General features: G+C 64.9%; 13 protein-coding genes and 2 riboswitches. Of the genes, 4 read left to right on the top strand and 9 right to left on the bottom strand.

Annotation, left to right across the window (positions count from 1 at the left end):
- Positions 1–2 precede the first annotated feature (2 nt).
- The gene (locus tag PPA02S_RS07695) at positions 3–500 is read left to right on the top strand and encodes a GNAT family N-acetyltransferase (protein WP_028634462.1); all 498 of its coding nucleotides are present in this window, start codon (positions 3–5) and stop codon (positions 498–500) included.
- A gap of 131 nt (positions 501–631) precedes the next feature.
- Positions 632–904 carry a hypothetical protein gene (locus tag PPA02S_RS07690; RefSeq protein ID WP_060481210.1) on the top strand — a complete coding sequence of 91 codons (273 nt, stop codon included), beginning with the start codon at positions 632–634 and terminating at the stop codon, positions 902–904.
- Here the strand turns inward: PPA02S_RS07690 and PPA02S_RS07685 are convergent.
- From PPA02S_RS07685 to PPA02S_RS07655, 7 genes are all read right to left on the bottom strand, one after another.
- Positions 899–2,236 carry an OprD family porin gene (locus tag PPA02S_RS07685; protein ID WP_028634461.1) on the bottom strand — a complete coding sequence of 446 codons (1,338 nt, stop codon included), beginning with the start codon at positions 2,234–2,236 and terminating at the stop codon, positions 899–901. The genes PPA02S_RS07690 and PPA02S_RS07685 overlap by 6 nt on opposite strands.
- Complete coding sequence (locus PPA02S_RS07680) at positions 2,233–2,682, bottom strand: pseudoazurin (RefSeq protein ID WP_028634460.1); 450 nt, start codon at positions 2,680–2,682, stop codon at positions 2,233–2,235. The genes PPA02S_RS07685 and PPA02S_RS07680 overlap by 4 nt, the downstream gene beginning before the upstream one ends.
- A 17-nt stretch (positions 2,683–2,699) precedes the next feature.
- Complete coding sequence (locus PPA02S_RS07675) at positions 2,700–3,479, bottom strand: ABC transporter ATP-binding protein (protein WP_033728111.1); 780 nt, start codon at positions 3,477–3,479, stop codon at positions 2,700–2,702.
- 5 nt (positions 3,480–3,484) lie between these two features.
- On the bottom strand, positions 3,485–4,504 hold the full coding sequence (locus tag PPA02S_RS07670) for a FecCD family ABC transporter permease (protein ID WP_028634458.1): 1,020 nt from the start codon (positions 4,502–4,504) through the stop codon (positions 3,485–3,487).
- On the bottom strand, positions 4,501–5,511 hold the full coding sequence (locus PPA02S_RS07665) for an ABC transporter substrate-binding protein (protein ID WP_028634457.1): 1,011 nt from the start codon (positions 5,509–5,511) through the stop codon (positions 4,501–4,503). The genes PPA02S_RS07670 and PPA02S_RS07665 overlap by 4 nt, the downstream gene beginning before the upstream one ends.
- A 113-nt stretch (positions 5,512–5,624) precedes the next feature.
- Positions 5,625–5,823: riboswitch (cobalamin riboswitch) on the bottom strand.
- Positions 5,824–5,849: 26 nt separating this feature from the next.
- Positions 5,850–7,016: an acetyltransferase domain-containing protein gene (locus PPA02S_RS07660; protein ID WP_028634456.1), complete on the bottom strand. Its 1,167-nt coding sequence runs from the start codon at positions 7,014–7,016 to the stop codon at positions 5,850–5,852.
- Positions 7,017–7,144: 128 nt separating this feature from the next.
- Positions 7,145–9,271: a TonB-dependent receptor gene (locus PPA02S_RS07655; protein ID WP_028634455.1), complete on the bottom strand. Its 2,127-nt coding sequence runs from the start codon at positions 9,269–9,271 to the stop codon at positions 7,145–7,147.
- A gap of 107 nt (positions 9,272–9,378) precedes the next feature.
- Positions 9,379–9,585: riboswitch (cobalamin riboswitch) on the bottom strand.
- A gap of 161 nt (positions 9,586–9,746) precedes the next feature.
- Between PPA02S_RS07655 and PPA02S_RS07650 the strand changes: the two genes are divergently transcribed.
- Positions 9,747–10,493 (top strand): outer membrane beta-barrel protein, encoded by a 747-nt coding sequence (locus PPA02S_RS07650; protein ID WP_028634454.1) that lies wholly within the window; start codon positions 9,747–9,749, stop codon positions 10,491–10,493.
- 51 nt (positions 10,494–10,544) lie between these two features.
- Here the strand turns inward: PPA02S_RS07650 and PPA02S_RS07645 are convergent, their stop codons facing one another.
- Together PPA02S_RS07645 and lpxO are read right to left on the bottom strand one after the other, a co-directional pair.
- Positions 10,545–11,114: a GNAT family N-acetyltransferase gene (locus tag PPA02S_RS07645; protein WP_028634453.1), complete on the bottom strand. Its 570-nt coding sequence runs from the start codon at positions 11,112–11,114 to the stop codon at positions 10,545–10,547.
- A gap of 20 nt (positions 11,115–11,134) precedes the next feature.
- A complete protein-coding gene (lpxO, locus tag PPA02S_RS07640) occupies positions 11,135–12,034 on the bottom strand; it encodes a lipid A hydroxylase LpxO (RefSeq protein WP_028634452.1) in 900 nt (299 codons plus the stop codon).
- Positions 12,035–12,191: 157 nt separating this feature from the next.
- Between lpxO and thpR the strand changes: the two genes are divergently transcribed.
- Positions 12,192–12,737 (top strand): RNA 2',3'-cyclic phosphodiesterase, encoded by a 546-nt coding sequence (gene thpR, locus PPA02S_RS07635; protein WP_028634451.1) that lies wholly within the window; start codon positions 12,192–12,194, stop codon positions 12,735–12,737.
- Position 12,738 lies beyond the last annotated feature (1 nt).

The following is a 12,738-nucleotide window of genomic DNA, read 5'->3' as shown; positions in this document are numbered from 1 at the left end:
CCATGCCCGACCTGACCCTGCAACCTGTTCCACGCGACGCCATTGATGAAGTGGTGGCGTTCGTCGAAGCGGCCGGCCGCGAATTGTTCCCGATGCTCGCCGGCACGCCCTTGCCCCATGACCTGGCGCACTTCGCCAGCACGTACCTGGACGGCGCTGGCTGTTTTCTGGAGGCGCGGGACGGCGGGCGCCTGGTGGCCGTGATTGGCTACCTGCCCTACGATCACCGCTTTGCCCAGCTCTGCTACCGTGCCCACCAAGTGGTCGAGGTGGTGCGGCTGTTCGTCTTGCCGGCCTACCGCAGGCACGGCCTGGCAGCAGCGCTGTTCGCCAGGTTGCGTCTGCACGCCCAGGCGCAAGGGGTAGACTGCCTGTACCTGCACACCCATCCATTTCTGCCCGGCGCCATCCGCTTCTGGGAGCGCCAGGGTTTCAGCGTGGTGGACGTTGAACAAGACCCGGTGTGGCAGACCACCCACATGCAGCTGCCCCTGCGCTGAACCTACGGAATTGCCCTACACACGCCTGGCGGCAGTGATCCACGCGTTCATTTCCTTGCCTGCCAGGCCGTGCTTACCCTCCCAGGACATGGATTTTTCATCGCTGCAGAGGGAGAAGGACGATGCCACACATGGCCCTGTACAAGCTCAAGTTGCTGGACGAATTCGAAGCACGCCTGGAGGGGTGGACCTCCGATGATTTTGAGAACAGGCTGATGGACCTGTGGCGCGGTGCCACCCGGCAGGATGCCCGGAGCCTGATCAATGCGGCGCACCGTGAAGGGCGCTGGCCCAACACGGTCAGGCAGTACCTGCAGACCCGCGTGAGGGCTGCTGGCCATGTCGATGCGGAGCTCGAAGCCGCGTTCGCCGACCTGGCGTACAGCCAGCCACCCCTGTCATAACCCCCCGGACAACGGCCATTCCACCGCCAGCCGAAGCTGGTCGACATCCAGCTCGGCTTGCGCCTGGTTACCCCGGTGCACGTTGTGCCGGACCGAGAAGGTGAGGCCCTTGGCCCGGCCGCCCTGCACCACATAGCGGGCCTCGAGGTCACGCTCCCAGTGCTTGCCGCCCTTGCCGTAGCCCAGATAGGCATAGCCACCTGCCGGGTCTACCCCGGTGCCGTCGATGCCGAAGCCGCGTACGTACAGCGCCGTCAGCGCCAGGCCGGGGATGCCGTAGGCACCCATGTCCAGGTCGTAGCGCGCCTGCCAGGACTTTTCGTTCGGCCCGTTGAAGTCGGACATCTGTACCGCATTGGCGATGTAGATGGCGCCCCGCGAGACGTAGTCGAACGGTGTGTCTCCATGCACCTGCTGCCAGCCCAGGCTGAAGCCGTGAGGCCCCTGGTTGTAGCGCGAAACCAGGCTCCAGGTGGTGTTGTCGATACGCCCCGACAGTGCCTTGCCGGTGTCGGTGGTGCGGTACAGGTTGAGGTCCAGGCTGACACTGCGCTGCTCGTCCAGGGCATGGCTCAGGGTGCTGCCCAGGTAGTGCTGGTTCCAGGTGTCCTCATACCGCGACGTGTACAGGCTGGCGCTGAAGCCAGGGCTGGCCGTCCAGATGGCGCCGGCCAGGTCGACCTGGTTACCCTGGCGGCCATTGGAGTAATTGACCGCAAAGCCCCGGCCATGGCTGGAGGCGTTGCGGTCGGCGTTTTCGGTGAAATGCCCGGCCACCAGCCTGAGCGCTTCCAGTTCATCACTAGCCAGAAAGAACCCGGTGAAGGTTTCCGGGAGCAAACGGCTGTCGGAGGCACTGAACACCGGCGTTTTCACCCGCTGCTCGCCGTAGGTGAGCACGGTGTTGGCAATGCGCAGTTTCACGGCGGCGCCTGCGCGGCTGTAATCAGACTGCGGGTGCCCGTCGTTGTCCACGGCCAGCAGGCGCGCTTTGCCCGCCCGGCCGCCGCCGCTGTCCAGCTTGACGCCCAGGTAAGCGTGGGCATCCACGCCCACCCCCACCAGCCCCTGGGTGAACCCAGACTGGAAGGTACTCATCAGGCCGTAGCCCCATTCTTCCGCCTTGCCGTTACGCGCGTTGCGCGGCTTGTAGGCATTGCGCGCGGCACCGTTGCGCCCGCCATGCTTGAAGTCGCGCAGGTCGTAGACACTGCGGTTGAGCACGCTCCAGCTGGCGTCCTGGACAAAACCCTGGCTTTGGGATTGGGCATTTTCGGCCTGTGCCCAGGGGGCTATCGCCACCAGTGGCAGCGCCAGTGACAACCTTCTCACTGGCCGGCCGCCAGCTGTTGCAATTGCGCCCCGAAGCGCGCCTTGGCCCTCGCCGGCAGGCTTGCCGGCACCGCGGCCTCGGTAAAGTCACCGACCTGAATGAGCATGACCATGCCCATCGCCAGGTGCGGAATGCATTGCACGCCGTACAAGCCCGGCACAGTAAAGCGCTGCTCGAACACCTGGTTGAGCTTGCTCTTGAAAGCCGTAGAGCCCTCTGGCATCAAACCCGGCACGCTCGCAGCGTTGTGCCCGCTCTGGGTGGGTACGAAACGCACCGTGTCGCCCGGTGCGATGCGCAGGTGATCAGGTTCATAGACCATCGCCCCCGCCTCACCGCGGTTGAGCATTTTTACTTCGTGAACCTCGGCCAGGGCTGTGGGGGCGAGCAGGGCGCTGGCGAGCAGGGCGCTGGCGAGCAGCAAGGCAACAGAGCGCAACGACATGGGCAGAACTTCCTGGTTCAAGGGGCGCGAAAGCGCAGGATGCGCGCGCCGTCGTAGGGGTCGGTGAGGTAGTGGGCATGCACACCGAAGGTGTCGAGCAGGCGCTGGGGCGTGAGCACCTCCAGCGGCTTGCCCAAGGCAACCAGGCGGCCTTTGTCGAGCACCGCCACGCGGTGGCAGGTGAGGGCCTGGTTGAGGTCATGCAGGGCCACCACGGTGGTGACCTGCAAGGCTTGCACCTGGTGCAACAGGCTTAGCTGGTGCTGGATATCCAGGTGGTTGGTGGGCTCGTCCAGCAGCAGCAGGCGCGGCTGTTGGGCCAGGGCGCGGGCGATATGCACGCGCTGGCGTTCACCACCCGATAACGCGCCCCACAGCCGGCCGCGCAGGTGCAGGGCATCCACGTCGGCCAACGCCTGTTCGACGATGGCACGGTCGTTTGCGCAGAACGGTGCAAGCGCCGACAACCATGGCGTGCGGCCCAGGGCAACGGCATCGAACACGCGGATCGCATCGAGCGTATCAGCCTGTTGCTCCACCAATGCCAGGGCCTGGGCGATCTGGCGCCTGGGCACCTGCGCCAACGGTTGGCCCATCAGGTGTACGCTGCCGCGGGTGGGCTTGCGCAGCCCGGCCAGCAACTTGAGCAGCGAGGACTTGCCAGAGCCGTTGGGCCCGACGATAGCCAGGGTCTCGCCGGCGTGCACGGTCAGGTCGAGGGCGTCCAGTACGGTGTTGCCGGCCAGGTCCAGCCCCAGGCCCTGGCAGCTCAGCGGTGCGATGGGCGCAGGGGCCATGGCGGTCACGAGTGCCCCCGTCTTGCGACCAGGATCAACGCAAACACCGGCGCGCCGATCAGCGCAGTCACCACCCCCACGGGGATGACCTGCCCGGCAATCAACGTGCGCGAAAGAATGTCGGCCGCTACCAGGAACAATGCGCCGCCCAGTGCGCTGGCGGGCAACAGGCGCCCGTGACCGGGGCCTAACAGCAAGCGCAGGGCATGGGGAATGACCAGGCCGACGAAACCAATGGCGCCCACGATCGATACCATCACCGCCGTCACCAGTGCCGCGCAGCTGATCAGCAGCAACTGCGTGCGCCGCACCGGGATGCCCAGTGAAGCTGCAGAATCGGCGCCGAAGGTGAATGCATCCAGCGCCCGGCGGTGCCACAGGCATACCAGCAAACCCAGCACTGCGACCGGTACCGCCAGCCACACTGACGGCCATCGCACACCGCTCAGGTTACCCAGCAACCAGAACAGAATGCCCCGCGCCTGCTCGGCGGTGGCCGACTTAGTGATGAGGAAGGCGGTGAGGGCGTTGAACAGCTGCGAGCCGGCAATGCCCGCCAGAATGACCTGGGCGTTGTTGCCGGCCGGGCTGGCGGCCCGGGCCAGTACCAGCACCAGGGCGAATGCCGCCAGAGCGCCTATGAATGCCCCTGCCGACATGTTCAACGCCATGCTGCCCAGGCCCAGCAAGCCGACCAGCACTGCGCCGGTCGAGGCACCTGCCGACAGGCCCAGCAGATAGGGCTCGGCCAGCGGGTTGCGCAGCAGGGCCTGGAGAATCACGCCGCAGGTCGCCAGGCCAGCGCCGCAGGCTGCGGCCACCAGGGTGCGGGTCAGGCGGTAGTTCCAGACGATGCCGGCATCAATCGGGTCCACCGCGTAGCCCGCCTGCCACAGGTGGTTGGCCAGCACCTGGCCAACCAGGCTGGGTGACAGGTTGCTTTCACCAATGGCGGTGCCTGCCAGCAAGGCAGTCAGCAGGGCGGCCACGGCCGCCACGGCGGTGAAGGGCAGGCGGCTGGTCACTGGGCTGCGTGACCGCTGGCGAACGCCGTTGCCAGGGTTTGCAGGCCACGGAACAGGCGGATGCCGGCTTGCATGGCTTCAGCATCCAGCACAATGATGCGCCCGTTTTTCACCGCATCCATGTTGCGGGTGACCGGGTCATTACGCAGGAATTCGAGTTTTTTCTGGTAATCGTCGGCCGGGAAGCGGCGGCGGTCCATGCGTGCGACGATCAACCAGGTCGGGTTGGCCTTGGCCAGGGTTTCCCAGCCTACGGTCGGCCATTCTTCAGTGGATTCGACCACGTTGCGTACCCCCAAGGTGCGCAGCATGAAGTCGGCCACGCCCTGGCGCCCGGCCACGTAGGGGTCGATGTCCAGGTCGGCGCTGGAGAACCAGAACAGCGCCGAGGTCTGCGACAGGTCCTTGCCCGCCAGTTGCCCCAGGGCGCTGTTCAGCCGGCCTTTCAACTCGGCGTTCAGGGCAGTGCCGCGGTCTTGCACATCGAAGATTTCGGCCAGCTGGCTGACGGTTTTGTAGATGCTGTCTACCTGAAAGGCCTGCAGGCGCGTGCCATCGGCCCCCACCAGGTTGTCCTTGCCTTCACAGTCCGACGGCATCACGTAGGTCGGTATGCGCAACTCGTCGAACTGTTCCCGGGTACCCACCACACCCTGGGCGCCGATCATCCACTCGAACTGGGTAGCCACCAGTTGCGGGCGCTTGCCCACCACGGCTTCGAAGCTGGGGTCGTTGTCGGCCAGGCGCGGCACCTTGGCGTTCTGCGCCTGGTACTCAGGCAGCACGTCGTTGAACCACAGCGAGGTGCCCACCAGCTTGTCGCCCAGCCCCAGTGCGTAGAGCATCTCGCTGCCGGCCTGGCCGATGGTCACGGCCCGCTGCGGCGCGTGGTCGAAGGTCTGCGGCTTGCCACAGTTGTCGAGGGTCAGCGGGTAGTGGGTAGCGGCAGCCTGGGCCAGGCCGGCGAAGCCCAGGCCGGCGAGCAGGGTGGCAATACGGGGCAGCATGCGGGGCGATCTCCTATCGGGCAGTTCACGGAAGGAACGTGCGGGCAGGCATCGCCGAGCCCCTGCCGCTAGCAGAAGGCAAAACGCAAAGCCCATCCCGGACACCCCGCCGGTTGGTGATATAGGTGCCGGCAGGTCTCCTGACTGGTGCGTCATGGCCTGGCTCCGACCTTCCCGGGTGTGTGACCCAGTGGCATGCAGGGAGCAGGCTCGGCACTTACAGTTGCGGGGGCAGTTCCGTTTGGCCCTGTGGAACGGGGCCCGGGATTCCCTATTGATTCCGTGATGGAAACCGGCGGCACGCATGGTAGACCATCACGCCGCCGGGTGAAACGCTTTTAGAAATACTTCAGCCAGGCAATGTCCCGCCTGCGCGCCTTCAGGCGGGCGAACCCACGGGTGGGCAGGTACAGCGCCAGGGCCAGCAATGCCGCCCCCACCCAAACGGCGCCAATGCTGTCGAAGCCGAAGTACGCGCCTTGGTTCAGGCCAAACACAGCGACCGCTGCCAGGTACAGCACCTTGAGCACGTACAGGTGCAGCAGGTAGAAGAACATCGGCGCCGCCCCCAGCACGGCCAGCGCAGCGACCCAGCGGGCCTGGCCGGCGCGCTCGAAGCCGCGCAGCAGCAACAGGCCGGTGCCCAGCGTCAAGGCCAGGAACAACAGCGACGGGGGGTATTTGGTGATGTTGAACAGGCTCATGAGGGTTTGCACAACATTCGGGTAGGCCGCCCAGGGCGCTTCGCCATAGCCGTTGAACAGGCGCAGCAACACAAAGCCCAGCAACGTGCCTGCGCCAGCCAGCAGCAGGCGTTGCTGACGCTGCGCAGGTTGGCTGGCGCGGCCAAACCAAGGCCCAAGGCCATAGCCAAGGGCGATCACACCCACCCACGGCAACACCGGGTAGGAGGTGCGCAGGCGCAGGTGCTCCGACACCTCCAGCCAGCCACGGTCATGCAGGATCGCCCAAGGCACATGCAGAGCGGCGCCTGCATCGAAATGCACGCCGTCCAGCAGGTTGTGCCCGGCAATGATGAGCGCGCCCAGCGCCAGCAAAGCGGCCCGTGGCAGCCATACCAGCAGCGACAGGGCGATCATGCTGATGCCTATGGCCCAGATCACCTGCAGGTAGATGACTGTAGGCGGCAGCTGGAATGTCCAGGCGAAGTTGACCAGCGTGAACTCCAGCACCACCAGAAACAGCCCGCGCTTGAACAGAAAGGCCGCGACATCGGCACGGCCTTGGTGCTTCTCGCCGTACAGCCAGGCAGACAGCCCGGTGAGCAGGACGAACACCGGGGCGCACAGGTGGGCGAGGGTGCGGCTGACGAACAGCGCGGGCTCGGTGGTGTCGATGGCCATCGGGTCGCTGACCTGTTTGTGCAGGAAGAACGTTTCGCGCACATGGTCCAGAAGCATGAACAGCATCACCAGCCCGCGCAGGGCATCGATGCTCTGCAGGCGCTGGGTGAGCAGGGTGGGGGTGGCGTTTGCGCTTGTCATGAAATTTCGCTGGCAAGGTGAGTGTCTAATGAAACGTTATCTTATAACTAAAGCCTGCTGTCACGGTAGGCATTTTTGCCGGCCGTGGTATGGGTGGAGTACGCCGCCGCATGGCGACGGCGGCTTTGTCAGAAGCGGTAGTCCATCGTGGCGAACAACGACCGGGGCGTGCCCATCAGCCATTGCTCGCCACTGAATGCCGACACCACGTACTGGCGGTCGAACAGGTTGTTCAACTGCAGCCCCAGCCGCACATCCGGCTGCACCTGCCAGGCAATGTTGGCATCGACCACGGTGTAGCCTGGGGCGCTCTGGGTATTGGCGTTGTTGGCATAGCGTTCATCGACAAAGCGCGCGCCGATGCCGGCCTGTACCTGCTGGCCCAGGCCTTTGCTCAGCCACAGGTTGGCGGTGCGCCTGGGCACGTTGACCGGGCGGTTGCCCGAGCGGTCCAGGTTCACCCCACCGACGTTTTCGTCGAACTGGTCATAGCGCGCCCGCAGCAACGCGGCGTTGGCCGACACCTGCCATTGGTGCGCCAGCGCCAGTTCCAGGGTGGCCTCCAACCCTTCGGAGGTCTGCTGGCCTGCTTGCTGTTGTTCGTGGGTGAGCGGGTCGTCCACCAGCAGCTTTTTCTTGACGATGTGGTAGGCCGCCAACGTCCATTCGCCCTGGCCGTTCCAGAACCGTTGCTTCAACCCCACCTCGGCCTGCCGGGCTTCGGTGAGGTCGTAGTGCATCTGCGAAGGGCGCAGGCTGATCAGGTTGTCGACGCCGTCCTGGCTGGTGGAATACTGGCCATACACCGCTACCTCCTCGCTCAGTGCATACACCAGCCCCGCGCGCCAGTTGCCGCCCTGCAGGCTGCGGTCGCTGCGGCTGCCATCCACCAGGTTGTCCCGGTCGATGTGGTTCTGATCCCGCCTCAGGCCGGTCACCAGTGCCAGCTTGTCGGTCAGTTGCAGGCGGTTCTCGGCAAACAGGGCAAAGGTGTGCGTGGTCGAGAGGGTCTGTGGCCGCAACGGCGATGCACTCTGGAACGGCCCTGGGCGGGGTTGCCACGGGTCGATGTAATCACCGCCGATGTCGTCATAGGGCGCGTTGCTGTCCACATTGAACCGGACCTTGTTGTACTCGGCGCCGATCACCGTCTTGCTCGGCAGGCCGAACAAGGCGTGGTCGAAATCGAAGGTCTGGCGGTCGCCGAACTGTTCCTGGTTGTGACGGATCTGCAAGAAGCTGCCGCGCAGCAGTTGGCCCTGCTCGGGGGCCCAGCGGTAGTCCTCGGCGTTGCGCCACTGGCGACGGCTGTTGATGTAGTACAGCTGGTTGCTGGCGCTGACATGATCGTTCAGCGACCACTCGCTGGTCAGCCGCGTCCATTGGTCCACGTAGTGCTGCTGGTCATTCTGCACGTTGTAGTTCTTGCTGCGCAGGCTGCTGCGGTAGTGGCCGTCGATCAGCGGCGTGCCGTAGTAATTGGCTGGCCTGGCGTCACCGCGGTCGTGGGCGAGGGTGAAGCTGAGGTCCTCGCTGGCGTCGAAGCGCAGCGCCATGCTCAGGGCCTGGCTACGGGAGGGGGTGCGGTCGACCCAACCGTTGCCTGCTTGCTGGTTCAGGTTCAGCCGGTAGCTCAGCCGTTCGCTCAGGCTGCCACCGCTGTCCAGGCCCACTTGCTGGCGATCCCAGGAGCCATAGCCCACCCGCAGGTGGTTGCGCACCTCGCCGGCGAAGGGTTTCTTGGGAATCACGTTGACCACCGCGCCGGTCGCCCCTTCGCCGTGCAGCACGGATGCCGGGCCGCGGATCACCTCGATGCGCTCGACCATCCACGGGTCCACCGGGAAGGTCTGGGTGCCCGCCCCGGTGTACAGGCGTGCGCCGTCGAACAAGGTCATGACCGAGCCGTGGCCGGTGAAACCACGGGCAGACAGCCCTGTGCCGCCATCGCCCGGTGAGCCGATGAAGGTGATGCCGGGCGAGCGCGTGACGCCCTCCTGCACGGTGGCATTGTTGCGCTGCTGGATCTCGGCGGTGCCAAGGGTGCTGGTACTGGCCGGGGTTTCCAGCGGGCTGAGGCCAAGGCGCGACCCTGCCTGGCTGGGCGTTGCCAGGTTGGCGACCGTGCTGTCATAGGCACCTGTGACCGCCGTGGAGGGCAAGGCCAAGGCCGCTGCCGGGAGCGTGTCGGCCTGGGCCGGCACGGCGACGGCCAGGCAGGCCGCCAAGGGGTGTAGCTTGAAGATACGGGACATGTCGTTCCACTGCTGCAGGAAAGAAGGAATCCCGGTGGAATACACGCAAAGGCGCACCTGGCACGCAGGCGCGCACAGGCACTGGCCTGCGCCCGCCCACCGCGGGTTGCCATAGGGAGCTTCAGGCCGGTCTCCGGGCTTGCGAGGGGCATGAACCTTTCACCTTCCCATGCAGGTGCACAGTGGTGTGTCGAAAGGTTCGCTCGCTTACCGTTGCGGGGGCAGCGCCGGACTTGTCGTGGCTACACGACGCACCGGCTTCCCGTTTCACCCTGCGCACGGCGGCGCAGGGCACCTGAAACTGGCGCGCATCTGACCATTGAACAGCGCGGGCGTCAAATGCGCGGGTTGTGGGCCTTCAGAGGGCCTTTGAACGGCGTTCGCGTTTCAGGTGTTTTTATTTCGAACTTTTCTGAACAGGCAGCGCTCGAAGCGCTCGTGCACAACCCGTCAATACGTCATGGAGACTATTCGCATGTCTGCTCGTAACCTGCTGCGCCACACCTGCCTGCTCGCCTTGGTCGCCGCTCCGCTGGCTGCCACCGCAGCGCCAAGCACGGACCCGCTGTTCACCCTGGGCCTGCTGGGCTCCTACGACAAGTTCAAGTTCGAAGGCGGCAGCGAAACGGACAAGGATCACATGGGCCAGGGCGGTGTATTTGCCACCTTCGGCAACAAGATGACTGCCGAATCCGGCTTCATCTACCAGATCGGCGCAGAGGCCAAATACGGCAAGAAGAACGACAACAAGCTCAAGGAAGCCCAGGCTGACCTGGACCTTGGCTGGCGTGCGGCGCTGGACGCGCGCAACTTCGTCGACGTGACCGTCGGCGGCGGCTACAGCTGGTCGCGCTACGAGCCCGAGATCAACGACCTGGACACCAAGCTCACCCTCAAGTCGCCGTTCGCCAAGGCCGCACTGGGCTACAACCACCAGTTCGACGCCTCGACCCTGCGCGTGGAAGTGGGTGCCCGTCACACCCTGGACGGCCGCGCACGGCTGAAAGTGGATGACTTCGGCAGCGACACGGTTGACCTGAAAGACCGCACCAACCCCTATGCTGAAGTCACGATGCTGATGAACCAGCAGGGCGCCATGCCGGTGCAGGCCGGTGTGTACTACACCCGCACCGAGTACAAGCTGGACGATAACTCGCCGGTTGCCGACAACACCAAGCTCAAGCGTGACGAGTTCGGTGTAAAAGTGGGCCTGGCCTTCTAAACCAGGTGCCCGGCCCCGCTGAACGTTGCGGGGCCGGCGCGGCTGGCGGTGCTACCGCCCGCGTCTGCGTGACACCCGCGCCTCGATGTTCTTGCGCCCGATCAGCAGGGGCGGGGTTTCCACCACTGGCTCATCGGCCAGCCACTTGTACATCACCAGGCAGTCCACCAGCCCCAGGTGGGCATGGCGATAAGCCTTGGGCAAGCGGCCTACCGTTTCGAAACCCAGCTTGTGCCACAGGGCAACGGCCACCTCGTTGCTGGCGACCACCGAGTTGAACTGCAGGGCCAGAAAGCCTTCCTGGCGCGCCAGTTTCTGCGAATGCTCGCACATGAGACGCGCCACTCCGCGGCCACGCGCCTGCGGCGTGACCACATAGCCGCAATTGCCCACGTGCGCCCCAGGCCCTGCGGCGTTGGCCTTGAGGTAGTACGAGCCCAGCAGTTCCCCGTTTTCCTCTGCCACCCAGGTATGCAGGGGCAGCTCCAGCCATAAGTGGCGGCCTTGCTCGGGGCTCATCTGCGGGTCAAGCGCGTAGGTTTCCCGGGCCTGCACCGTGGCCTGCAGGGTGGGCCAGAAGCGCTCGAAATCGTCTGCGGTCATCGGGCGGATATGGATCATGCGGTTACTCCAAACGGCCTTCAGATGTAGATGAACACCAGCACCACTGCGGCGACCACAGCCCATTTTTCAAGGTAGTAGCGCGTGCGGTTACGCTTTTTCAGCGCCTTGCCGCGCTCGCGGATCTTGTAGATGCGGGTGAACAGGCGGTTGATGCCACCGGTTTTGTCACCGGCATCGTTCGGCGCGGCGGCCGCTGCCATCACATTGCGGCTGAACCAGCGGTTGAACGCAGTAGCCCAGCGGTACTTGAGGGGGCGCTCGACGTCGCAGAACAGGATGATGCGGTTGTGCTCGGTGGTGTTGGCGGCGTAATGGATATAGGTTTCATCGAAGACCACACCCTGGCCATCGCGCCAGGAGTACTTCTGGCCGTCCACGTCGATGTAGCAGCCGTCATCGTTGGGCGTGTCCAGGCCAAGGTGGTAGCGGTACGAGCCTGCATACGGGTCGCGGTGGCGCACCAGCTTGGCCCCTGGCGGCAGGGTGGCGAACATCGCGGCCTTGACCGTGCCGATGCCTTGCAGCAGTTCAGTGGTGCGCGGGCACAGGGTCATTGCCGACGGGTGGCTCTCGCCGTACCACTTCAGGTAGAAGCGCTTCCAACCGGTTTTGAAGAACGAGTTGAAGCCCACGTCATCGTAGTTGTCGGACTTCTTGATCTCGCCAACCTGCAGCAACTGCTGGGCTTCCTCGCGGATCTCCTGCCAGTGGTCCTGCAGCGGTTGCAGCTCCGGGAAGGCTTCAACGGGCAGGTAGGGCCTGGCCGGGTGCTTGGAGAACAGATACAGGAAGCTGTTGACGGGGGCCAGGAAGCTGGAATGGTCGCCCAGCTGCCGCGTCAGCTTGTGACGAACCCGACCGCGCAGGTGAACGTAGGCGATCGAGAGGGCGAAGATAAGTACGAGTGCAATTTTCATGGACGTTTACTTGTCGAAAAATGGCCATGCGCCATGGCATAAGCCCGCCAGCATAAACAATCGCCAAGGCAGTTTGTACTTATTGTTACGAAACAGCCGGGCGACTTAGGTGTAATGATGGGGGTGTTAACCGCGACCCAAAGATCAAGGAGATCATATGGCTCAGGACACCCGCCTTAGTGGCAGCCCATTCAAGCGGCTCTTTTTTGCAGTGCCGGTGGGGGACGCCCAGCGCCGCGATCTGGCCGCTTGGCGCCGCGGTCTGGCCCTGCGTAACGGCAAGCCGGTGCCGGCTGCCAACTTCCATGTGACGCTGCTGTTTCTGGGCGATGTGGACGCTGCCCTGGTGCCCTCGATCTGTGCGGCGGTGGACCAGCTCGCCCGCCCAGGCAGCGCGCCCAGGCTGCTGCTTGATCGCTTGCAGGTCTGGCAAAAGGCTGGCGCACTGGTGCTGGAAGCACAGAGCACCCCGCCGGCCCTGTTGCACCTGGTGTACGGCTTGCAGCAGGCCCTGTTGCCATTGGGGTTGCAGGTGAGCAGCCGGGATTACCGCCCGCACCTGACGTTGTCCAGGGATTATCGGGGGCAGCCCCCGGAGGCGCCCATCGCCCCGGATTTCTACCTGTTGGCGCGGGAGTTTGTGCTCTACGAGTCGCGAAAGGGGGCCTACACCCCGTTGGCGCGGTGGCCGTTGGCCGGGTGAA

The sequence above is a fragment of the Pseudomonas parafulva NBRC 16636 = DSM 17004 genome, from assembly GCF_000730645.1.
GTDB classification, from domain to species: domain Bacteria; phylum Pseudomonadota; class Gammaproteobacteria; order Pseudomonadales; family Pseudomonadaceae; genus Aquipseudomonas; species Aquipseudomonas parafulva.
The sequence above is the reverse complement of the archived record's forward strand: the minus strand, read 5'-3'. Positions and strand labels throughout refer to the sequence as shown.

Coding starts and splice junctions, on each gene's coding strand:
- thpR (WP_028634451.1), top strand. CDS start 12,192: ATGGCTCAGGACACCCGCCTTAGTGGCAGCCCATTCAAGCGGCTCTTT.
- PPA02S_RS07665 (WP_028634457.1), bottom strand. CDS start 5,511: ATGCTGCCCCGTATTGCCACCCTGCTCGCCGGCCTGGGCTTCGCCGGC.
- PPA02S_RS07650 (WP_028634454.1), top strand. CDS start 9,747: ATGTCTGCTCGTAACCTGCTGCGCCACACCTGCCTGCTCGCCTTGGTC.
- PPA02S_RS07645 (WP_028634453.1), bottom strand. CDS start 11,114: ATGATCCATATCCGCCCGATGACCGCAGACGATTTCGAGCGCTTCTGG.
- PPA02S_RS07675 (WP_033728111.1), bottom strand. CDS start 3,479: ATGGCCCCTGCGCCCATCGCACCGCTGAGCTGCCAGGGCCTGGGGCTG.
- PPA02S_RS07680 (WP_028634460.1), bottom strand. CDS start 2,682: ATGTCGTTGCGCTCTGTTGCCTTGCTGCTCGCCAGCGCCCTGCTCGCC.
- PPA02S_RS07695 (WP_028634462.1), top strand. CDS start 3: ATGCCCGACCTGACCCTGCAACCTGTTCCACGCGACGCCATTGATGAA.
- lpxO (WP_028634452.1), bottom strand. CDS start 12,034: ATGAAAATTGCACTCGTACTTATCTTCGCCCTCTCGATCGCCTACGTT.
- PPA02S_RS07660 (WP_028634456.1), bottom strand. CDS start 7,016: ATGACAAGCGCAAACGCCACCCCCACCCTGCTCACCCAGCGCCTGCAG.
- PPA02S_RS07690 (WP_060481210.1), top strand. CDS start 632: ATGGCCCTGTACAAGCTCAAGTTGCTGGACGAATTCGAAGCACGCCTG.
- PPA02S_RS07655 (WP_028634455.1), bottom strand. CDS start 9,271: ATGTCCCGTATCTTCAAGCTACACCCCTTGGCGGCCTGCCTGGCCGTC.